This is a genomic window from Streptomyces sp. PR69, assembly GCF_026420845.1.
In the GTDB taxonomy this organism is placed as follows: Bacteria; Actinomycetota; Actinomycetes; order Streptomycetales; family Streptomycetaceae; genus Streptomyces.
The window spans coordinates 1-21,745 of the sequence record NZ_JAOWCB010000041.1 but is presented as its reverse complement, the minus strand read 5'-3'; the positions used below and the strand labels follow the sequence as shown (position 1 = coordinate 21,745).

Sequence of the window (21,745 nt, the reverse complement as noted above, 5' to 3'; positions counted from 1 at the left end):
TGATGAGCGCGGTCCCCCGGGCCCTGATTGTCGGACCGGCCCCCTACTATGCCTGTTGATCGACGGCGCTCATGGGGCGGGTAGGGTGATCCAGCCGCCAAGAGCCTTGCCCGACGGGGGCGGACAGGGGTGATCGGGATGAAGTGGGGCCTTATGAACCGGGGGGTGGCGTGATGACGGCATCCGCGACGCGGACGCGTCCCGCGCCTCGCGGCGCCCGCGGGCGCCCGTCCGCGCGGCCGCCCGCGCAGACCCCGCCCCAGGGGCCGGTGCCGGCCGTGCCGCGGCTCCATGGACGCCCCGGACACTTCGGATCGTTCCGACTGCAACAGCTCGTACTGGTCGAGGTCGCCGCCGCGCTGCTGCTGACGGCCTGGGTGCTGGACCCGCTGATGCTGGTCCCCGCGGGCGCGGCGGCCGCGGTGCTGGTGCTGCTGGCCGTGGTGCGCAGGCACCGCCGCTCGCTGCCGGAGTGGCTCGCGACGGTTCTCGCCCTGCGCGCCCGCCGGCGCAAGGCCGCCTCCTTTGTGCCCCCGCCGGGTACGGAGCCGGGGCTGGCCCCAATCGTCGAGTGCGACCCGGCCCTGCGGACGTACACCTACAGCGACCGCGACCGGCGGCCGGTCGGGATGATCGGCGACGGCACCTTTCTGACGGCCGTGCTCCAGGTCGAGTCCGCAGACGGGCCCGCGCTTCGGCAGGACCGGGCCGCCCGGCCGCTGCCGCTGACGCTGATACGGGATGTGCTGGAGGTCGACGGCATCCGGCTGGAGTCCGCCCAGATCGTGCAGCACACCCAGCCCGCGCCCGCTCCGCATCTGCCACAGCAGTCGGTGGCCGCGCGCAACTACGTTCCGCTGCAGGCCCAGACGGGCGCGCCCGCCCTGCGCATCACCTGGGTCGCGCTCAAGCTGGACCCCGAGCTGTGCCCGGAGGCGGTGCAGGCGCGCGGCGGCGGCCTCGAAGGCGCGCAGAAGTGCCTGGTGCGGGCCGCGGACCAGCTTGCGAGCAGGCTCACCGGGGCCGGGTTCCGGGCGACGGTGCTGACCGAGGAGGAGCTGACGTCGGCGATGGCCACCTCGTCCTGTGCCAGCCCGCTGGCAATCGCCCAGGCGGGCCGCGCCGAAACGCCCTCGCGGCGCACCCAGGAGACCTCCCGCACCTGGCGTGTCGACGACCGCCGGCACACCACCTACTGGGTGGGCCGCTGGCCGCAGCTGGGCGGCGGCGGTGCGTCGATGCCGCAGCTCGTCGCGCTGCTCACCTCGCTGCCCGCGCTGGCCACCACGTTCAGCCTCACCCTCGGGAGCGGCGACCGGCAGGGTGTGACCGTCACCGGTCATATACGGATCACCGGGCGCAGCGACGAGGAGCTGGTCGCGGCCCGCCATGAGCTGGAGCGCACCGCACGGGGCGTCAAGACCGGCCTGGTGCGGCTCGACCGTGAGCAGCTGCCCGGAATGCTCGCCACTCTGCCGCTCGGGGGAGCCCGCTGATGTCTGTGCCCACCGCCAGGCCGCGCATCGGCTTCGGCCTGATCGGCCCCCGCCGCGAGCGGCATACGCTGCCCGTCGACCAACTGGACTCGCTGGCGCTGCCGGTCGGCGACGACGGCGTGGTCATCGGCGTCGACGCCGAGGGCAGGCCGTCGGTGCTCGGCATCAACCGGCCCACCGCATACGAGGTCACGCTGATCGGCGGACTGTGGACGGCGCAGGTGCTGGCGCTGCGCGCGGCGGCGACCGGCGCACGAGTCACCGTGGAGACCGGCCGCGGTCCCGCCTGGACCACGCTGGCACAGGCGGCCGGCGGCGGGCAGCAGTGCATATCGCTGCACGATGTGGGCCGGGTGCCGCCACAGGGGCCGTCCGCGGGCAGCCCCGTGGTGGTGGTGCGCGACTGCGGGATGCGGCCGCCGCGCGGCCGGGTGGTCTCGGCCCCCTGGCAGTCGGTGGTGACGCTGCTGCCGTATCTCAGTCCGGTCGCGCCGCGGCTGATGGCGAAGTCGGCGCTTGTCGGCATTCAGCGGGTCTCACCGGATGAGGCGATGCAGATCGGACGCATCATGCATCTGCCGCGGCCGGAGATCGAGGCGCTGTCCACCCTGGCCGACGGCGTCACTCTGTGGTGCACGGCGAAGGACCGCCGCTTTGTGATGACTCAGGCGACGGACGCCGAGACCGGACTGCTGGGCAGCGCGCGCCGGATGGACTGACCGCCGTCAGCTGTAAGCCGTCAATCGCGGGCCGTCAGTCGTCGGCCGTCAGTCGCACCGGGTGCCGGACGGTCTCCTCACGCTCTGCCGAGGGTGGGTCACTCGGGGGCGGACGGTTGCGCGCGGCGTGACGCACGGGACAGTGGAGGAGTTGCGGCGGGCCTGACGGAGCGCGCGCGTCGGCGATTAGGGTGGGTCCGGGCGCGGCAGATAGACCGGGGCGGGATCGAACCCGTGAGCGGTTCTGCCGTGTTGCAAGCGGGGAGAGCCGGGCGGATGCGACATTTTGCCGTTCGCCCCCACCCAATCACGCGGCACAAGGGTGCTCGACCACACCAGGAGGCAAAGTGAACGGCGATCGGGACGAGACCCGCGGGGGCTGGAACGTGCCCGTGGACGATCAGTCCGACGCGGATCCCGCCGAGCTGACGGGTGAGTTCACCATCGACTACACCCCGCCCGCCTGGTACACGCAGAACGCGTCGGGGGAAGGCTCGGGTGGAGCGGGCGGCACAGGGGCGACGCCTCCGCCGCCGCACGGGGCGCCGGTGGCGGTGCCGGGGCTGCCCGCGGGGAGCGGCTTCGAGCCCAACTGGGCGCCGACGCCGCCGACGCCGCAGGGGCAGACGCCCCCGGAGGCACAGCCCCCGCAGATACAGGCCCCGCAGGGCCAAGCCCCTCACGCTCAGCCTCCGTACGGTCAGCCCGCGCAGGCGCAGAACCCGCACGGCCAGCCCCCTCACGGCCAGCCCCCGCAGGGCCAGTTCCCGCAGCAGACGCCACCGCAGCCTCCGCAGCCTCCGCAGCAGCAGATTCCGCAGGCCCCTCAGGGGCCTCATGCGCCTCAGACGCCCCAGCGCGAGCCGGTGCCGCCGCATGGGCAGCAGCCGCAGCCCGTGCCGGAGGCCGCCGCGGAGCCGTTCGGGGGCGGCGATGTGGAGAGCGGGATGACGATGCGTTTCTCCCCCGCCGCGCTGAAGCGTGAGTTCGCGGAGCGGGACGCCGCGAAGAAGGCGGCGGAGGAAGCCGCCCGGAACGGCGCGGACGCGTCCGGGCCCGGCGAGGGCCCGCAGAACGAGCGGACGCAGGGCGAGCAGGCCGGCGACGGTCCGGGAGCCACTCCTGCGGTGGACGCGGCTGCTCCGGATGCTCAGAGCACGGACGCGGACGCGGACGCGAGCGAAGTCGAGGGCGGGAAGGCCACGGCCGACGTACGGACCGGGCAGAGTGACGCGCCGACGGCCGCGGAGTCCGGCGCGGGGACCGGCGGCGCTTCCGCAGACGTCACCGGAGAAACGAGCGGCGCGGACGAAGGCAAGGGCGAGGGCGAGCAGCCCGGCGGCCTGGCCGAAGAGCCGTCGGACACCGCCGAGGAGGCCGCCGCGAATCAAGGGCCCGAGGCGGCGGACGAGCCGCAGTCCCCGGAGGCGCAGCCCGGCGAGCCCGCGCGGCAACCGGCCCCGCAGGCTGCACAGCAGTGGGCCCCGCTGGCGCAGGCGCAGCAGGACGGCGGTGCGGGAGCGCCGCCGCAAGGGCCCGCGTACCAGCCGGCCGCCGCCGCCGCACCGCAGTGGCCGGCCCAGGCGGTGCAGCAGCCGCAGCAGGGCGGGGTTGCGGCCGCCCCTGCCTGGCCCGCTCAGCCCCCTGCCGGGGCTGTGCCGCAGGGCGGCGGCTATGGCTTCCCGCAGCCGGGACAGCCCGGAGCGTCCGGGGCGCCGGGAGCGCCGCTGCCGCCCGCCGCCGCACCGCAGCCCGGCCCTCAGCCGCAGCAGGGCGGATACGGATTCCCACAGCCCGCCCAGCCGGGACAGCCGGGACAGCCGGGAGCGCAGGGGACGCCGCTGCCGCCCCCAGCCGTGCCGGAGCCCGACCCACAGGCCCAGCAGGGCGGTTACGGCTTCCCCCAGCCCGGCCAGCCGGGCGGGTACGGGTTTCCGCAGCCGGGACAGCCCGGAGCGTCCGGGGCGCCGGGAGCGCCGCTGCCGCCCGCCGCCGCACCGCAGCCCGGCCCTCAGCCGCAGCAGGGCGGATACGGATTCCCGCAGCCGGGACAGCCGGGCCAGTACGGACAGCACCCCGGCCAGCCGTCCGCCGACCCGAGGACCAGCGGGGCCTGGCCGACGGCCGTGACCCACGACCAGCGGGAGCGCTCCGTGCCGGGCGCGCCGCTCGGCTACACGGCCGCGGTCGAGCTCTCCTCCGACCGTCTGCTGCGCAACGCCAAGCAGAAGGCCAAGAGCAGCCGCAATCCCGCCGCGTCGTCGCGTTTCAAGTTCGGCGCGCGGAAGGAGGAGGCGGAGCGGCAGCGCAAGCTGGAGCTGATCCGCACCCCGGTGCTGTCCTGCTACCGGATAGCGGTCATCAGCCTCAAGGGCGGCGTCGGCAAGACCACGACGACGACCGCGCTCGGCGCGACGCTGGCCACCGAGCGGCAGGACAAGATCCTGGCGATCGACGCGAACCCGGACGCCGGCACGCTCGGCCGCCGGGTGCGGCGGGAGACCGGGGCGACCATCCGCGACCTGGTGCAGGCGATCCCGTACCTCAACTCGTACATGGACATCCGCCGCTTCACCTCGCAGGCGCCCTCCGGTCTGGAGATCCTGGCCAACGACGTGGACCCGGCCGTCTCGACGACGTTCAACGACGAGGACTACCGCCGGGCGATCGACGTCCTGGGCAGGCAGTACCCGGTCATCCTGACCGACTCCGGCACCGGACTGCTCTACAGCGCGATGCGCGGAGTGCTGGATCTGGCGGATCAGCTGATCATCATTTCGACCCCCTCGGTGGACGGCGCGAGCAGTGCGTCGACCACGCTGGACTGGCTGTCCGCCCACGGCTACGCGGACTTGGTGCAGCGGTCGGTCACGGTGATCTCCGGAGTCCGCGAGACCGGCAAGATGATCAAGGTCGAGGACATCGTGCAGCACTTCCAGACCCGTTGCCGCGGTGTGGTCGTGGTGCCGTTCGACGAGCATCTCGCGGCGGGCGCCGAGGTCGACCTGGACATGATGCGGCCGAAGACCCGTGAGGCGTACTTCAACCTCGCGGCCCTGATCGCCGAGGACTTCGTCCGCGCTCAGCAGCAGCAGGGGCTGTGGACCGCGAACGGCAATCCGCCGCCCCAGGCCGCCCCGCCGATGCCCGGCCATCCGGGACCGGGTCAGACGCCGGGACAGCCCCCGTGGCAGGGCCAGCCGGGACAGCCCGGTCAGGCCATGCCGGGGCAGCCCTACCCGCCCCAGCAGCCCGCACAGCCCGCCCAGCCCCCAGCCCCCGGCCAGCCGGGCCAGCCGGGCCAGCCGCCGTACGGGGGACAGCCGCAGCAGCAGCCGTATCCGCCGCAGGGCTGGCAGCAGCAGCCGCCCGCGCAGGGCCAGCCAGGCCAGGCCATGCCGGGGCAGCCGCCCCAGCCCACACCCGGACAGCCCTACCCGCCCCAGCAGCCCGCCCAGCCCGCACAGCCTCCGGCGCCGGGACAACCGGCCCCCGGACAGCAGGCCCCCGGGCAGCCCGACGCACCGCTCCAGGCCCCTCCCGCGGACTGGCAGCAGCAGCCGCAGACCCCGCCGCCGCCCCCACAGCAACAGCAGTAGCGCTGGCATCTCCCGGCCCACGACGGCTCGCACCGACACCCGGTGCGGGCCGTCGTCGTACGCCGCGGCGCACACACGAGCTCCACACAGGCTGTAATGCATCGTTGACGCAGTGCGACACCGCTGATAGACCTGCGCTTCACCAGCACACGCGAGCGAGGACGTGAGGTCGCCTGCCATGGCCGTCAAGACTCCGCACCGCACCACCCGCCGCCGTACCCGGCTGCTCCTCGCCTGCGCGATGCTGACGGCTTCGGCCCTCGCCCCTCAGGCCACGGCCGCGGCCACGGCCGCCGCCGACGGCACGGATGACGGCAAGCGCGACGGGCACACGGTGCTGACGGTCGCCGTCTCGCAGAGTGTGGACTCCCTGAGCCCGTTCCTGGCCCAGCGGCTGGTGAGCACCAGCATCCACCGGCTCACATATGAGTTCCTCACCAACTACGACGCCGAGGACGCCCGCGCCATCCCCGGTCTGGCCACCGCCTGGAAGCCTTCCGCGGACAAGCTGACCTGGACGTACACCATCCGCAAGGACTCCACCTGGTCGGACGGCCAACCGGTCACCGCCGAGGACGCCGCGTGGACGTTCAACACGATGATGGAGAACGAGGACGCGGCCACCGCCAACGGCAGCTTCACCGCCAACTTCAAGCGGGTCACCGCGCCCGACCCCCATACGCTGGTCATCGAGCTGAAGAAGCCGCAGGCCACGATGACGGCGCTCGACGTCCCCATCGTGCCCCGGCACATCTGGAAGGACGTCACCGACTTCTCGTCCTTCAACAACGACAAACGGTTTCCGATCGTCGGCAACGGCCCCTTCGTCATCACGGACTTCAAGGTCGACCAGTACGTCAGGCTCAAGCCGAACAAGACCTTCTGGCGGGGCGCGCCGCGCTTCGACGAGCTGCTGCTGAAGTACTACAAGGACGGCGACGCGGCGGTGGCCGCCCTGCGCAAGGGCGAGGTGTCGTTCGTCCAGGGACTCACCCCGGCCCAGGCCGACGCCCTGGAGCGGGAGGACGACATCGCGGTGAACGACGCGCCGGGCCGCCGCTTCTACGCGCTCGCCGTCAACCCCGGGGCGCGAGCGAAAGACGGCACACGGTTCGGCAACGGCCACCCGGCGCTGCTCGATCCCGCCGTGCGCAAGGCGCTCTTCCACGCCGTCGACCGCACGGCCATCGTCGACAAGGTCTTCCAGGGGCACGCCGTGAAGGGCGACGGCTATATTCCGCCACGTTTCTCCTCGTACTTCTGGAAGCCGTCGTCGAGCCAGGAGATCGCGTACGACCCGGCCGAGGCCGCCCGTCTCCTCGACGGCGCCGGCTACCGCAAGAACGCCGAGGGCAAACGCGTCGGCGGCGACGGCCGCCCGCTCGACTTCCGCATCCTGTGCCATGCCACCGACCCCAACGACAAGGCGGTCGCCAAGTACTTCCAGGAGTGGTGGGGCAAGCTGGGCATCGGGCTCACGGTCGAATGCCTCGACAATGTCTCCGACCCCTGGCTCAGGGGCGACTACGACCTGGCCTTCGACGGCTGGTCCGTCAACCCGGACCCGGACTTCGTACTCGCGATCCACACCTGCGACGCGCTCCCCGCCACCCCCAAGGACACCGGGTCGACCGACAACTTCATCTGCGACAAGCGCTATGACGAGCTGTATGCGCGGCAGGCCGTCGAATACGACCCCGCCGAACGGGCCGAGCTGGTGAAGCAGATGCAGTCCAGGCTGTACGACACGGGCCTGATGAACATCCTCGCCTATCCGAACGCCGTCGAGGCCTACCGCACCGACCACATCGAGTCGATCACCACGATGCCCGCGGCCGCCGGCAACCTCTGGGGCCAGGACGGCTACTGGAGCTGGTGGTCCGCGGCGCCCGCGTCCGGTGCGCCGGTCTCAGCGGACGCCTCGGACGACGGCTCCGCGGCGGGGGTGATCCTCGGTGCGGCGGCAGCCGCCCTGGTCGCCGCCGGGGCCGGGGTGTACATCGCGCGGCGCCGCCGCGCCGCGGCCGACGACCGCGAGTAGCCGATGACGCCGAGCAGACCGACGCCTGAGGACACACCGACGCCCGAGGACACACCGACGACCGCGAGCAGCCGATGACCACCACCACCGCGCCGGCCAAGGCCGTACCGCCCCCCGACGTGCCCCCGGCCGCCGGCCGGGGCAGCGGCGCCCGCGTCTATCTGCGCTATGTGGCGGGCCGGCTGGCGGGGGCCGCGGTGTCGCTGCTCGCCGTTCTCGTCACCGGCTTCTTCCTCTTCCGGATCGTGCCCGGCGACCCGGTGCGGGCCATGACGCACGGCAGACCCACATCGGCGGAGCAGCTGGCCGCGCTGCGCCGTCAGTTCGGGCTCGACCAGCCGCTGTGGCAGCAGTTCGCCGATTACTGCGGCAAGGCGCTGACCGGCGATCTCGGCATGTCGTACCAGTTCCATGCGCCCGTCGGGGAGCTGATCGCCCAGAAGCTGCCCGCGACGCTGCTGCTGACCGGCACCGCCGTGGTGATCTACTCGGCGCTCGGCCTCTGGCTCGGCACCCGCTCGGCTTGGCGGCACGGCAGCCCGGGCGACCGGCTCACCACGGGGGTGGCGCTCACCCTCTGGTCCGTGCCGTCGTTCTGGCTCGGCCTGCTGCTGATCATCACCTTCGCGGTGGGTGCGGGCCCGATTCCCGGGATGTTCCCCACCGGCGGCATGGAGTCCGGCGATGCCGCGGGGCTCGCGTATATCGCCGACGTCGCCCACCACATGGTGCTGCCGGTCCTCACGCTCGTCGCCGTGGGCTATGCGCAGACGCTGCTGGTGATGCGGTCCTCGCTGCTCGACGAGATGGGCGGCGACTATCTCACGACGGCGCGGGCCAAGGGCCTGCGGGACGCGGCCGTACGGCGCAGGCACGCCGTGCCCAATGCGCTGCTGCCCACGGTCACCATGGTCTTCATCAATCTGGGCCATGTGGCGGCCGGTTCCATCCTCGTCGAGACGGTGTTCTCCTGGCCGGGGCTCGGCGGACTGTTCTACCAGGCGCTCAGCGTGCCTGATCTGCCGCTGGTGCAGGGGCTGTTCATGGTGTTCGCCGGGGCGATGATCCTGATGAACCTGCTGGCCGATCTGCTGTATCCGCTGCTCGACCCCCGGGTGGGCCGATGACGACGACCGACTCCTCCCCTTCTCCTTCCTCCTCCACCTCCTCCCTCGCCTCCCTCGCCCGGGCCCGCCGCAGGCACTCGGCGGCCCGCTTCTGGCGCGCGTACCGCACCCATCGCGCAGGTCTGGCGGGGCTTGCCGCGCTGGCGCTCATCGCCCTGGTCGCGCTGGCCGCGCCGCTGCTCGTCGGCTCGGATGTGCAGAGCGTGACACGTGCGCCGGGCGGGGCGCTTGAGTCGCCCAGCGCGGAATTCCCCCTCGGCACCGACCAGTTCGGTCGCTCCCTGCTCGGGCTGCTGGTCTACGGGGCGCGGATCTCCCTGACCGTGGGGCTGCTCGCGGCGGCCCTGTCCGTGGCCATCGGCACGCTCGTCGGCATCCTCGCGGGCCACTACGGAGGGTGGCTCTCCACCCTCGCCATGCGGGTCACGGACTGGTTTCTGGTGATGCCCACGCTGGTGCTGGCGATCGTGCTGGCGACGGTGATGTCCCGCAGCGTCTGGACGGTGATCGTGGCGATCGGGGTGACCAGCTGGCCGACGACGGCACGGCTGGTGCGGGCGCAGACCATCGCGGTCGAATCCCGCCCGTACATCGAACGCGCCCGCGCCCTCGGCGGCGGGCACGGCCACATCATGAGCCGCCATGTGCTGCCCAATGTGATGCCGCTCGTCCTCGCGCAGACCACCCTGTGCATCTCCGCCGCCATTCTTACCGAGGCCACCCTCGCCTTTCTGGGGCTCGGCGATCCGACCGTGGTGTCCTGGGGCGGCATGCTCCAGGACGCGCGCGAGGCGGGCGCGGTCTCCGCCGGCCACTGGTGGTATCTGGCCCCGCCCGGCATCGCCGTCGCCGTCGTCGCGCTCTGCTTCACCCTGTGCGGGCGGGCGATCGAATCCGTGCTCAACCCGAGGCTGGGAGCTGCCGGATGAGCGAGGTGACACTGCTCGACGTGCGGGACCTCCATGTGGTGTACGGGACCGGGGAGGCCGCAGTGCCTGCCGTGCGGGGCATCGACCTCCGCCTCCCCGCGGGCCGGAAGCTGGGGCTCGCGGGCGAGTCGGGGTGCGGGAAGTCCACGCTCGCCCTCGCCCTGCTGCGGCTGCTGCCCCGCACCGCCCGGATCAGCGGGCAGATCCTGCTGGACGGCGAAGACGTGCTCACCATGCGGTGGGGGCGGCTGCGGGCCGTGCGCTGGGCAGGGGCGTCTGTCGTCTTCCAGGGGGCCATGCACTCCCTCAACGCGGTCCAGCGGATCGGGGACCAGATCGCCGAACCGCTTCTGGTGCACCGCAGAGCGACGGCCGCGGGTGCCCGGGCGCGCGCCGCGGAACTGCTGGAGCAGGTGGGGCTGCCGGCCTCGCGTGCCGCCGCGTTTCCGCATGAGCTGTCCGGCGGCCAGCGGCAGCGCGTGATGATCGCGATGGCGCTGGCCTGCGACCCTCGGCTGATCATCGCGGACGAGCCGACCACCGCCCTCGATGTGATGATCCAGGCGCAGATCCTGCGGCTGATCGGACAGCTGGTCTCGGATCAGGACATCGGGCTGCTGATGATCAGCCACGATCTGGCGGTGCTCGCGGACACCTGCGACCGGCTGGCAGTGATGTACGCGGGGCGGGTGGTCGAGGAGGGGCCGGCCGGGCAGGTGTACGGGGCGGCACGGCATCCGTACGGGCGGGCCCTGTCCGCCGCGTTTCCCCGGATCGGGGACATGCGGTCGCGGCGCGCGCCGCGAGGGCTGCCCGGCGATCCTCCCGATCCCTCCGCACTGCCTGCCGGGTGTGCGTTCCGTCCCCGGTGCCCCGATGCGGTCGAGGCCTGCGCATCCGCCGAACCGGTGCTGGCCGAGGCCGAGGCCCTCACGGGGCACCGGGCCGCGTGTGTGCATGTCGTGCCCGTCCCGTGCCCGTCCCCGCGAGCGTGAGGAGTCGCTTATGAGCACCCCTGTGCTGTCCGCCGACGGGCTGCGCGTGGTCTTCCCCGGGCGGCGCGGCGCGCCGTCCGCGCGCGCCGTCGACGGAGTGGACCTGGCCATCGGCGCGGGCGAGATCGTGGCGCTCGTCGGCGAGTCCGGCTGCGGCAAGAGCACGCTCGCGCGGGCGCTTCTCGGGCTGGTGGAGCCCACCGCGGGGGTCGTCTCCCACGGCGGGAAGCCGCTGTCGTACGGGACGCGGGCGCTGAAGGAGTACCGGCGGCGGGTGCAGCTCGTGCTGCAGGACCCGAGCGGTTCGCTCAACCCCCGGCACACGGTGTACGAGGCCGTGGCCGAGGGGCTGCGCATCCACGGCCACGGCGGGGACGAACGGGCCGCGGTCGCCGCGGCCCTCGCGCAGGCGGGGCTGCGGCCGCCGGACCGGTTCTTCCTGCGCTATCCGCACGAGCTGTCCGGCGGGCAGCGGCAGCGGGTCGTCATCGCCGGTGCGCTGGTCCTCCAGCCCGAGGTGATCATCGCGGATGAGCCGGTGGCGTCCCTGGACGCATCCGTGCGCGGGGAGATCCTCGCGCTGCTGCTGCGGCTGCGGGATGAGCTGGGGGTCGCGGCTCTGGTGGTGACGCACGACCTCGGCCTTGCGTGGAACATCGCGGACCGGGTGGCGGTGATGTACCTGGGCCGGATCGTGGAGTCGGGCCCGGTGGAAGACGTCCTGACGGGTGCGCGGCACCCGTACACCCGGGCACTGCTGTCCGTCCTGCCGGAGTCCGGTGAGCCGCCCGCGATCCTCACCGGGGAACCCCCGGACCCCTCCCGCGTCCCCGCGGGCTGCCGCTTCCACATCCGATGCCCTTCTCTGGCCTCGGGAGAGGCGGCGCGGGCGGGGGTCGTGGAGCGCTGCCGGGGGGAGGAGCCGGGGCTGGTGGGGGGTGTGGCGTGTCACCTGCGGTGAGGGGGCGGCCGCCCTTCCGGCACCAGCGCAACACGGCAGCCCGGGAGGGGGCGGGTGCGAGGCATCAGGCGTGCCGGGACCGGCGCGGGGCACACGCGGGAGCCGCGCCGGCGGGAGACCCTGTCCGCTGAGGCAGGGCCTGCCGGGCGGGACGCAGCCGCGGGCCGAGGGTCACGCCGGCGGGCGTGGCAGCGGCCGCGGCGGGTGCGGGGGCCAGGCCCCACACCCCTCAGGGGCGGGTGGGCGGGAAAAGGTCGCGCGCCCGCGAGGGGCCGGGTATGCCGGGGGACGCCCCCGGGCTCACACCTCGGTGTCGTACGCCGTCGTCAACGTCCGGCAGCGCTTGACGTCGTCCGCCATCGCCTCCAGCAGCGCCTCGATGGAGTCGAACTTCTTCTGCCCCCGCACATAGGCCAGGAAGTCCACCGCCACATGCAGCCCGTACAGTTCGAGGCCCACGCGGTCGATCGCGTACGCCTCCACCGTGCGCTCCGTGCCGTCGAACTGCGGGTTCGTGCCGACGGAGATCGCCGCGGGCATCCGCTCCCCCGCCGCCGTCAGCCAGCCGGCGTACACCCCGTCCGCGGGGATCGCGGTGTGCGGCAGGGTCTCGACGTTCGCCGTGGGGTAGCCCAGCTCGCGGCCGCGCTGGGCGCCGCGGACGACGATGCCCTCGACGCGGTGGGGGCGGCCGAGGATCTCCGCCGCGCCCTCGACGTCGCCCTCCGCGACGAGACGGCGGGTGAGGGTGGAGGAGAACGGCTCGCCGCCGCCCGCCTCGCCGCTCACATAGAGGTCGACGACCTCCACCTCGTAGTCATAGGTCGCGCCCAGCTCCGCGAGATAGGCGACATTGCCCGCCGCCCGGTGCCCGAAGCGGAAGTTGGGCCCCTCGACGACCGCGCACGCGTGCAGTTTGTCGACAAGCACCTTCACGATGAAGTCCGCCGGCGACAGCTTGGAGAACTCCGCGGTGAAGGGCAGGATCAGCACGGCGTCGACCCCCAGCTGAGCCATCAGCTCGGCGCGCCGGTGGTGCGGGGCCAGCAGCGGCGGGTGGCTGCCGGGGCGGACGACCTCGCTGGGGTGGGGGTCGAAGGTGACGACGACGGACGGGACCCCGAGCTCCCGCGCCCGCTCCACGGCCCGCCCGATGATCAGCTGGTGCCCGCGGTGCACTCCGTCGTAGGAGCCGATGGTGACGACGCTGCGCCCCCAGTCCTGGGGGATGTCCTCCAAGCCACGCCAGCGCTGCACTGTGACCGCTCCTCGTCCGCCTGTTCGCCGATTACGCAGGTCTAAGAGTGCCATGCCGCAGCCTGTCGGTTCGCATCGCCTGTGGACAAGCGAGCGTTCCGCCGCCCAGCGTCTCCAGCGTGCGCCATGCGCTGGGCCCGACGACCGCCGACCACTGCTCCGGTTCGCCGGCCAGCCAGCCGCAGACGAGCGAGGCGAAACCGGGCACCTCACGGGCCAGCTCGACCAGTCGGCGGTCGAAGCAGACCGCGCCTTCGGGTGTGCGCACCAGGAGCATGCCGACACGGTGGACGAGCGCTCTGGTGCGTTCCTCGGCCCGCTGCCCGGCGCCGAGGGCGGCGGCGCGCAGCAGCTCGGCCAGGACGGCGAGGTCATGGGCCTCGTACTGCTCATGGTGCAGGAGCAGATCCAGCAGTTCGGCCCGCAGCGGGCGTGAGGCGGGCCCGCCGGGAGCGGCGAGCACCGCGGCGAGGGCCTGCCGCACCTGCGGGGACCGTCCCCGCAGCAGGCCGGTGACCAGCGGGAACAGTACGGCTCTGGCGGCGGGGCCGTCCTCCAGCCGGCGGTCGACGAACGCCGCGGCGCACTGAGCCGCTCCCTCCGGCCTGCGGGCGGCGTAGTCGCGGACGAGTGCGCCCGCCCGCCGGGCCAGCTGTGGTGAGGCGACCTGGGCAAGCGCCTCGAAGATCTCCCCCGCCCCGTCGGCCGACTGCCGCAGCCGCGCTTCGAAGGCGCCCAGGACCTGCTCCGGGTGGGTCGGCAGCGCGGCCGCCAGGGAGGTGGCCGGCAGCCGTGGATCACCTGCTGCGAAGGCCGCCACGGCGCTGCCCAGATAGCGGGGCCGGGTCCGGGGATCGCGGACCAGCAGTGCGAGCGCCGCGCCGTGCAGCGTGGTGTCCCCCGGTCTGGAGAGCAGCGCGAGCGCCGCGCACCGCAGCAGTTCGCGGTCTGCGTCGGCGGCCGCCCGGTCCGCGGCGGTCAGCCCGTACGCGGCGGCGGCGACACGCCGCTCGGGGCGCGGGTCGTGGGCCCAGCGCTCGACGGCGCGGCAGAGGGCGGACGGCTCGTCCTCGGCGAGGGAGGCGAGCAGTTCGTCGGCGCGGGGATGCGCGGTGGCGACGAGCGCCTCCGTGAGATCGTCGACGGCCAGGCCGCGGCAGGTGTACAGCAGCGCCTGCGCGGCCGCGGCGACCGTGGGCCGCACGCGCGCGTCCGGGCCCGCGGGCAGCGGCGTGTCGTCCCCGAACCAGCGGCACAGCAGCGGCAGCACGGTCCGCGGGGCGGCGGCGAGCCGCTGGGCGACCGCGTCGAGATAGCGGGGCCGTACACCGTCGCCCGGGGGCGGGTCCGCCGGCACAAGCCGGCGGAACAGCTCGAACCGCTCGGCCTCGGTCAGGCGCAGCCGTTTGACGAACCCGGGGCCGAAGGCGTCGGGTCCGCCCAGCTCGTGCGCCGCGCCGCCGGGTGCGGCGGCCCGGCGGGCGATGCGGTCGGCGAGCAGCCGCAGCACCGGAAGGTACGGCCCGGCGTCCGGGACCCTCAGCAGCGTCTCGCGCAGCAGCCGGGCGCCCCACCAGCGCGCGTCCGCCGCTCCGCGCGCATCTCCCATGGCGTTCCCGAAGCGCTCGTCACCGGAGCGCTCGTCACCGGCCTCATTCCCGGAGCGCTCGTCGTCGAGCCGGTCGAGCGCGTCGACGAGTCCCGCAAGCCGCTCCGACAGGGCGTCGGGCCGCCGCGTCCGGTCGAGCAGCAGCAGCGCCTGCACCACCGGCCCGATGCGGTGGCGCGGCACGGGCAGCGGGCGGACGGCCCGGGGCGACGGGGGCGCGTACGGGCCCGAGTGAGGCGGTCCGCCCGGCCGGGACGGCAGTCCGACGGAGTCACGGGTGTGCCAGCGGTGCACCAGGGCGTGCAGGGCCGCGTCGAGATCCAGATGCGCGCCCTGCACCCAGTCGGCGACCTCCTCATGCGCGAAGCGGTAGCCACGGCCCGCCGGGGCGAGCAGTCCTTCGGTGAGGACCGCCGACGCCCATCCCGTTCGCCAGGGGAAGAGCTCTTCGAAGGACTTCCGGGCCAGCTCACCCTGGCCGGGGCCCAGACAGCGCCGCGCCGCCTCGTGGACGCGGCCGGAGACCCGAGCGGCCAGCCGGCGCACGGCGCTGCCGCGCAGCGGCGGATCGGCCGCCGCCGCGACGCGTACGGCGACACGCAGACACATCAGGTCCAGATAGGCGGCGAAGATCTCATAGCGGCCCGGTCTGCCCGGTGTCGGACCGGGCAGCGCGGCGCGTACGTCCGCGAGGAGGCGCAGGGCCAGCGGGTGCCGCTCGTCGGCCGCGGCCAGCGCCCCGGCGGGCAGCCCGTAGCGGTCGCGCGCCAGCCGCGCATCGCCGGGCGCGAGGGGACCGATCCGCACGGCGGGCGGCAGCGGCGGCCAGGACGGGCCGCATGCCCTGGTCGACAGGGCGGTGGTGCGGGCCGGCAGATGCAGTACGTCGGCCGGGTAGAGCGCGCCGGCCTGTTCCCAGTGTTCGGGCCTGCAAGCGACGGCCATGCGTACGCCGCAGGAGGCGAGCCATTGGACGGTGCCCGCCGTCCAGTCGGGCAGGCGGTGCGCGAGAGCCGGCGGCATCTCCTCGGGGCTGTCGAGGAGCAGCACCAGCGGCCGACCGGCCGCGGCGGCGACGGCGGCGGCCTGCTGCGGGGTGACCGCCGCCGCCTCGCCCGGCGCCATATGCGGCCCGACTGCGCCGCACCCGCCGCACGCGCCGGAAGCTCCACAGCCGGACGGGCCACACGGCGAGGTCACACCGGACCCCCCGGTCGGGCCGGTCTCGCTGTACGGGCCGACCGGGCCAGACACCCCGGACGGGCCGACCGCATCGGCCGCGGCGGCGGTGGCAGCCGCCAGGCACGGGCCGGACGGGCCGTATGGACTGCTCGCACCGGCTGGCCCGGCTGTGTCAGCCACCCCGCGCGGACCGGACCGGACCGACCGACCGCCCCCGTCAGCCGCACCGGGCGACCCGGACGCACACGGACGCGACGAATCGGCCCCACCATGCCCACCGCACGGGCCAACCACACCGCACAAGCCGCACAGCCCCGACAGGCCACCCTCGCCAGCCCCACCGAGCGAGCCGGACACGCCCGACCAACCGCCCCCGCCAACCTCGCCCGACGAACCGGCGGCACACGGACGCGACGAATCAGCCCCACCATGCCCACCGCACGGGCCAACCACACCGCACAAGCCGCACAGCCCCGACAGGCCACCCTCGCCAGCCCCACCGAGCGAGCCGGACACAGCCGACCGACCAGCCTCGCCAACCGCGCCGGACGAACCGGCGGCACCGGACGAGCCGCGCGGCCCGCCCCCACCGCCCGCGTCAACCGCCCCGCGCGGACCGGACCGGCCCGACAGGCCGGACACGTCAACCGCGCCGCACGCGACGGACGAACCGGCCGCACCGTGCGCACCGCATGGGCCGGGCGCGGAAACGATGCGGCTGGCGCGCTGCAGGGCGCGGGCGGCCGCGTCGGCGATGGACGCGTCGTCCGCTCGCAGGTCCGCTCCGCGGAGCCACAGGGTGGGCGCCGGCTCGGGGCCGTGGGCGCGACGCTCGGCGAAGGCCGCGAGTTCGGTCGTACGGCCCGTGCCGGGCTCGCCGACGAGCCCCATGACCAGCGCGCCGACGCCCTGCTCGAAGTCGCTGAACTCCCGTGCGACATCGGACCGTTCGACGAGGCCAGGCCGGTCGGCGGGGCCGCCGCAGGAGCCCGCGGAGGTGGCGGTCAGCTCCAGCACGGCGGCGAGGTTGAGGTCCCGTCCGTACCCGGGCACGGTCGTCTCGTTGCGGCGCAGCAGTTCCCCCAGGGGCCCCTGTCCGGCCTCGGCGGCCTGTGTGGCGCACAGGGGGAGCGCGAATCCGGCGGCCAGCCGCCCGGCTTCGAGGGCGGTGCCGACGACCGCGAGCACCGCGCCCGTGGCCGCGTCGAGCACCGGTCCTCCGGCGGCCTCCCCGCCGAGCCGCAGCGCATCGCTGCCGGCCGTCCCCATGGCCAGCTCCACGGCGTCGTCGAGGAGGTGGAAGCGGTCGGTCGCCGTGTACGTCACCTGGGCGCGGCCGAGGATACGCGCCGTGCGCCAGCCGTGCGCGCAGAGGCGTACATACGCGCCGGGCTCGATCTGTTCACGACGGCTGATGGGCAGCGGGCGCACACCGAGCCCCTCGGTGTGCACCAGGGCGAGCCCCTGTTCCGGGAGCGGGACGATGGCGTCGGCCTCGGCCAGCCAGGTCCGCTCGCCGGGGGCGTGCAGCACGGCCCGTACCAGCCCGTCGACGGTTTCATGGCTGGTGACGACCGTGCCGAGGTGGTCTGCGGCGAATCCGACGCCGCGGGGCCGCCCGGCCAGATCGCAGATCCGCACCAGCGTCGCATGCGTCGCCACGTCCCCGCCTTCCATGCCCTCGACGGTAGGTCGGCGGTGATCAGCCGGAGAAGGTCGTGTGCCGAAAGCGCCCCCGTGCGCTCCCGTGGTTCACTCCGAGCGCCTGCCCATTGGGGTGAAAAGGGCTGCTGTGGCGGATAGACCCCTTGCGGAGGGGGATCGTGGGGCGGGCGACGGTGCAGACGCCCGCTCCACGATGAGCCATGGCCCACAGCGAGCTGTCGCCCCGCCAATGAGGCATCGCCCCGCGATGAAGCCGGCTCAGCCGAAGACAGCCAGGCTCTTCGCCTTGCCCTTGTGCTCCTCGACCAGCGCCAGAAAGCGCCCGTCGGGGGCGAACGCGGCCACGGGCGAGGCGGGGTGCGGCGGCATGTCGATCCGTACACCGTTCAGCAGCAGCCTGGCGTGCTTCTCCGACACGTTCCAGCGGGGGAACGCACGGTCCGCCGCTTCGGCGATCGGCATCACCGTCAGCTCCTCCTGGAGCTGGTCGAGCGTCTTCGCCGCGTCCAGGCCGTACGGGCCCACGCGGGTGCGGCGCAGCGCTGTGAGATGGCCGCCGACGCCCAGCCCGGCGCCGAGGTCGCGGGCGAGGGCCCGGATGTACGTGCCCGAGGAGCAGACCACCGACACCACCAGGTCGACGACGGGCGTGCTGTCCTCGGCCACCGCCTCCCGGACGTCGTACACCCGGAACGAGGAGACGGTCACCGGGCGGGCCGGGATGTCGAAGTCCTCGCCGCCGCGCACGCGCGCGTAGGACCGCTTGCCGTCGATCTTGATGGCGCTGACCTTGGACGGCACCTGCATGATGTCGCCGGTCAGCGCGGCGACGCCCGCGTCGATGGCCTCCCGGGTGATCCCGGAGGCGTCGGAGGAGGAGGTGATCTCGCCTTCCGCGTCGTCCGTGACGGTGTTCTGGCCGAGCCGGATGGTGCCCAGGTATTCCTTCTCGGTCAGCGCGAGATGGCCGAGCAGCTTGGTGGCCCGCTCGACTCCGAGCACCAGGACGCCGGTGGCCATGGGGTCGAGCGTGCCGGCGTGCCCGACGCGGCGGGTCCTGGCGATGCCGCGCATCTTCGCCACCACGTCGTGCGAGGTGAAGCCGGCCGGCTTGTCCACGATGACCAGGCCGTCCCCGGGGCCCCGCCGGCCGTCGGCCGGCGGGGTCTTGCTGTGCTGTGTCATGAAGAGGCCGCGTCCTCGTTTCCGCTCTCGTCCTCGTCGCCCTGCTTGCGGTACGGGTCGGCGTCGCCCGCGTAGGCCGCGCCGGAGGACGCCTCGCGCACCTTGGCGTCGGAGGCCCGCGCCTTGTCGAGGAGGTCCTCGATCGTGCGGGCGTTCTCCGGGAGGGCGTCCGCGACGAAGGTCAGGGTCGGGGTGAACTTGGTCCCGGCCGCGGCGCCGACGGCGGAGCGCAGAATGCCCTTGGCGCTCTGCAGTCCAGCCGCGGCGCTGGCGCGGTCCTCGTCGTCGCCGTAGACCGTGTAGAAGACCGTGGCCTCCCGCAGGTCGCCGGTGACCCGGGTGTCCGTGATGGTCACATGCGATCCCAGCCGCGGGTCCTTGATGCCGCGCTGCAGCTTCTCGGCGACCACTTCGCGGATGAGGTCCGCCAGCTTCTTCGCCCGCGCGTTGTCGGCCACTGGTCCTTCTCCTTCTTTGCCTTGCTTTTCGTGCTTCCTGGACCGCTCACGTCTGCGTCGGCCTTGGTGAACGCTCAGTCCTCGTCGCTGTGCAGTCTGCGTCGGACCGACAGCAGCTCCACCTCGGGCCGGCCGGCGACAAGGCGCTCACACCGGTCCAGCACTTCGGTGAGGTGCCCCGTGTCCCCCGAGACCATCGCGACGCCGATCTCGGCCCTGCGGTGGAGGTTCTGGCCGCCGGTCTCCGCCGCGCTCACGGAGAACTTCCGCTGGAGCTCGGCGACGATCGGACGGACCACGGAGCGTTTCTCCTTCAGCGACCGTACGTCGCCGAGGAGCAGATCGAAGGACAGCGTCCCCACATACATGTAATGCCCGGATGTCCCGCCGGTTCGGGGTCATGGACGCCTGCCAGCGCTTGGCAGGGACACCAAGAACCGTACACGCAACGGCCGGGGCCGATCGACGGAAATATCTCCGCCGACCGGCCCCGAACCGGCTGCTCGCGTCAGCCGCGAGGCTTCTCGCGCATCTCGTACGTCGCGATGACGTCGTCGACCTTGATGTCGTTGAAGTTTCCGAGGTTGATACCGCCCTCGAAGCCTTCGCGGATCTCGGTGACGTCGTCCTTGAAGCGACGCAGACCCTCGATGGTGAGGTTCTCCGCGACCACCTTGCCGTCGCGGATGAGGCGGGCCTTGGTGTTCCGCCGGACCTCGCCGGAGCGGATGAGGACACCCGCGATGTTGCCCAGCTTGGACGAGCGGAAGACCTCGCGGATCTCCGCCGTGCCCAGCTCGACCTCTTCGTACTCCGGCTTGAGCATGCCCTTGAGGGCCGCCTCGATCTCCTCGATGGCCTGGTAGATCACCGAGTAGTACCGGACGTCGACGCCCTCGCGCTCCGCCATCTGCGCGGCCCGGCCGGCCGCACGGACGTTGAAGCCGATGACGATGGCGTCGGAGCCCATCGCCAGGTCGATGTCGGACTCGGTGACCGCGCCGACGCCGCGGTGCAGCACCCGGATGTCCACCTCTTCGCCGACGTCGAGCTGGAGCAGCGAGGACTCGAGAGCCTCCACCGAACCGGACGCGTCGCCCTTGATGATGAGGTTGAGCTCCTGGATCTGACCGGCCTTGAGTACCTTGTCCAGGTCCTCAAGGGACACCCGGCGGGTGCGCTTGGCGAAGTTCGCGTTGCGCTCGCGCGCCGCGCGCTTCTCGGCGATCTGGCGGGCCGTGCGGTCCTCGTCGACGACCAGGAAGTTGTCGCCGGCGCCCGGGACGTTGGTGAGACCCAGAACCAGGACGGGGGTCGACGGACCCGCTTCCTCGACGTTGTTGCCCTTGTCGTCGAGCATGGCGCGGACACGGCCGTAGGCGTCGCCGACGACCATCGTGTCGCCGACCCGCAGGGTGCCGCGCTGGACCAGGACGGTGGCCACGGCGCCGCGGCCGCGGTCGAGGTGGGACTCGATCGCGATGCCCTGCGCGTCCTGCACGGGGTTGGCCCGCAGGTCGAGCGAGGCGTCCGCGGTGAGGACCACGGCCTCCAGCAGGGAGTCGATGTTGAGACCCTGCTTGGCGGAGATGTCGACGAACATGGTGTCGCCGCCGTACTCCTCGGCCACCAGGCCGTACTCGGTCAGCTGACCGCGCACCTTGGTCGGGTCCGCGCCCTCGACGTCGATCTTGTTGACCGCGACCACGATCGGCACCTCGGCCGCCTTGGCGTGGTTCAGCGCCTCGATCGTCTGGGGCATCACACCGTCGTTGGCCGCCACCACGAGGATCGCGATGTCGGTCGACTTCGCACCGCGGGCACGCATGGCGGTGAACGCCTCGTGACCCGGGGTGTCGATGAAGGTGATCTTGCGGTCTTCTTCGTTGACCTCGGTCGTGACCTGGTACGCACCGATGTGCTGCGTGATGCCGCCGGCCTCGCCCGCGATGACGTTCGTCTTGCGGATGGCGTCCAGCAGCCGGGTCTTTCCGTGGTCGACGTGACCCATGACGGTCACCACCGGCGGACGCGAGGCCAGGGCCTCCTCGCCGCCTTCGTCCTCGCCGAACTCGATGTCGAAGGACTCGAGAAGCTCGCGGTCCTCCTCCTCCGGGCTGACGATCTGGACGGTGTAGTTCATCTCCGAGCCCAGGAGCTCCAGGGTCTCGTCGGAGACGGACTGGGTCGCGGTGACCATCTCGCCGAGGTTCATCATGACCGCGACGAGCGACGCCGGGTTGGCGTTGATCTTCTCCGCGAAGTCGGTGAGCGACGCACCGCGCGACAGGCGAATGGCCTCGCCGTTGCCGCGGGGCAGCATCACACCGCCGACCGACGGGGCCTGCATGGCCTCGTACTCCTGGCGCCGCTGCCGCTTCGACTTGCGGCCACGGCGCGCCGGGCCGCCGGGACGGCCGAAGGCGCCCTGCGTGCCTCCACGGCCGCCGGGACCGCCCGGACGCCCGCCGAAGCCGGGACGGCCACCGCCGCCGAAGCCGCCGCCACCGCCGGGGCCGCCG

Annotated in this window: 14 protein-coding genes; 8 read left to right on the top strand and 6 right to left on the bottom strand. The window is 73.3% G+C overall.

From position 1 onward, the window contains the following. The first annotated feature begins 173 nt into the window (after window positions 1-173). The 8 genes from eccE (at window position 174) to OF819_RS26105 (ending at window position 11,867) form a co-directional block, all read left to right on the top strand. Window positions 174-1,496 (top strand): type VII secretion protein EccE, encoded by a 1,323-nt coding sequence (gene eccE, locus OF819_RS26140; RefSeq protein WP_267246105.1) that lies wholly within the window; start codon window positions 174-176, stop codon window positions 1,494-1,496. Then, on the top strand, window positions 1,496-2,215 hold the full coding sequence (locus OF819_RS26135; protein ID WP_267246104.1) for a hypothetical protein: 720 nt from the start codon (window positions 1,496-1,498) through the stop codon (window positions 2,213-2,215). Before eccE ends, OF819_RS26135 begins: the two co-directional genes overlap by 1 nt. Before the next feature lie 347 nt (window positions 2,216-2,562). Next, window positions 2,563-5,814: an SCO5717 family growth-regulating ATPase gene (locus tag OF819_RS26130; protein WP_267246103.1), complete on the top strand. Its 3,252-nt coding sequence runs from the start codon at window positions 2,563-2,565 to the stop codon at window positions 5,812-5,814. 178 nt (window positions 5,815-5,992) lie between these two features. Beyond that, on the top strand, window positions 5,993-7,855 hold the full coding sequence (locus OF819_RS26125; protein ID WP_267246102.1) for an ABC transporter substrate-binding protein: 1,863 nt from the start codon (window positions 5,993-5,995) through the stop codon (window positions 7,853-7,855). Window positions 7,856-7,929: 74 nt separating this feature from the next. Further along, window positions 7,930-8,982 carry an ABC transporter permease gene (locus OF819_RS26120; protein WP_267246101.1) on the top strand — a complete coding sequence of 351 codons (1,053 nt, stop codon included), beginning with the start codon at window positions 7,930-7,932 and terminating at the stop codon, window positions 8,980-8,982. Next, the gene (locus OF819_RS26115; protein ID WP_267246100.1) at window positions 8,979-9,911 is read left to right on the top strand and encodes an ABC transporter permease; all 933 of its coding nucleotides are present in this window, start codon (window positions 8,979-8,981) and stop codon (window positions 9,909-9,911) included. Before OF819_RS26120 ends, OF819_RS26115 begins: the two co-directional genes overlap by 4 nt. Continuing rightward, window positions 9,908-10,906 (top strand): ABC transporter ATP-binding protein, encoded by a 999-nt coding sequence (locus OF819_RS26110; RefSeq protein ID WP_267246099.1) that lies wholly within the window; start codon window positions 9,908-9,910, stop codon window positions 10,904-10,906. Before OF819_RS26115 ends, OF819_RS26110 begins: the two co-directional genes overlap by 4 nt. A gap of 10 nt (window positions 10,907-10,916) precedes the next feature. Further along, window positions 10,917-11,867, top strand: coding sequence for an ABC transporter ATP-binding protein (locus OF819_RS26105; protein ID WP_267246098.1), 951 nt, complete (start codon window positions 10,917-10,919; stop codon window positions 11,865-11,867). A 300-nt stretch (window positions 11,868-12,167) separates the two neighbouring features. Here the strand turns inward: OF819_RS26105 and OF819_RS26100 are convergent, their stop codons facing one another. The 6 genes from OF819_RS26100 to infB form a co-directional block, all read right to left on the bottom strand. Then, window positions 12,168-13,124: a bifunctional riboflavin kinase/FAD synthetase gene (locus OF819_RS26100; protein ID WP_267246097.1), complete on the bottom strand. Its 957-nt coding sequence runs from the start codon at window positions 13,122-13,124 to the stop codon at window positions 12,168-12,170. Window positions 13,125-13,155: 31 nt separating this feature from the next. After that, window positions 13,156-17,592 (bottom strand): hypothetical protein, encoded by a 4,437-nt coding sequence (locus tag OF819_RS26095; protein WP_267246096.1) that lies wholly within the window; start codon window positions 17,590-17,592, stop codon window positions 13,156-13,158. Window positions 17,593-17,838: 246 nt separating this feature from the next. Beyond that, window positions 17,839-18,765: a tRNA pseudouridine(55) synthase TruB gene (truB, locus tag OF819_RS26090; RefSeq protein ID WP_267246095.1), complete on the bottom strand. Its 927-nt coding sequence runs from the start codon at window positions 18,763-18,765 to the stop codon at window positions 17,839-17,841. After that, entirely contained in the window at window positions 18,762-19,223 is a 462-nt protein-coding gene (gene rbfA / locus OF819_RS26085; protein WP_267246094.1) for a 30S ribosome-binding factor RbfA, read from the bottom strand. Before rbfA ends, truB begins: the two co-directional genes overlap by 4 nt. 74 nt (window positions 19,224-19,297) lie before the next feature. Continuing rightward, window positions 19,298-19,591, bottom strand: coding sequence for a DUF503 domain-containing protein (locus tag OF819_RS26080; protein WP_267246093.1), 294 nt, complete (start codon window positions 19,589-19,591; stop codon window positions 19,298-19,300). Window positions 19,592-19,731: 140 nt separating this feature from the next. After that, window positions 19,732-21,745, bottom strand: a 2,014-nt coding sequence (gene infB / locus OF819_RS26075) for a translation initiation factor IF-2 (protein WP_267246092.1), incomplete at its 5' end; no start/stop codon positions are given.

Coding starts and splice junctions, on each gene's coding strand:
- eccE (WP_267246105.1), top strand. CDS start 174: ATGACGGCATCCGCGACGCGGACGCGTCCCGCGCCTCGCGGCGCCCGC.
- OF819_RS26135 (WP_267246104.1), top strand. CDS start 1,496: ATGTCTGTGCCCACCGCCAGGCCGCGCATCGGCTTCGGCCTGATCGGC.
- OF819_RS26125 (WP_267246102.1), top strand. CDS start 5,993: ATGGCCGTCAAGACTCCGCACCGCACCACCCGCCGCCGTACCCGGCTG.
- OF819_RS26120 (WP_267246101.1), top strand. CDS start 7,930: ATGACCACCACCACCGCGCCGGCCAAGGCCGTACCGCCCCCCGACGTG.
- OF819_RS26115 (WP_267246100.1), top strand. CDS start 8,979: ATGACGACGACCGACTCCTCCCCTTCTCCTTCCTCCTCCACCTCCTCC.
- OF819_RS26110 (WP_267246099.1), top strand. CDS start 9,908: ATGAGCGAGGTGACACTGCTCGACGTGCGGGACCTCCATGTGGTGTAC.
- OF819_RS26105 (WP_267246098.1), top strand. CDS start 10,917: ATGAGCACCCCTGTGCTGTCCGCCGACGGGCTGCGCGTGGTCTTCCCC.
- OF819_RS26095 (WP_267246096.1), bottom strand. CDS start 17,592: ATGGAAGGCGGGGACGTGGCGACGCATGCGACGCTGGTGCGGATCTGC.
- truB (WP_267246095.1), bottom strand. CDS start 18,765: ATGACACAGCACAGCAAGACCCCGCCGGCCGACGGCCGGCGGGGCCCC.
- OF819_RS26080 (WP_267246093.1), bottom strand. CDS start 19,591: ATGTATGTGGGGACGCTGTCCTTCGATCTGCTCCTCGGCGACGTACGG.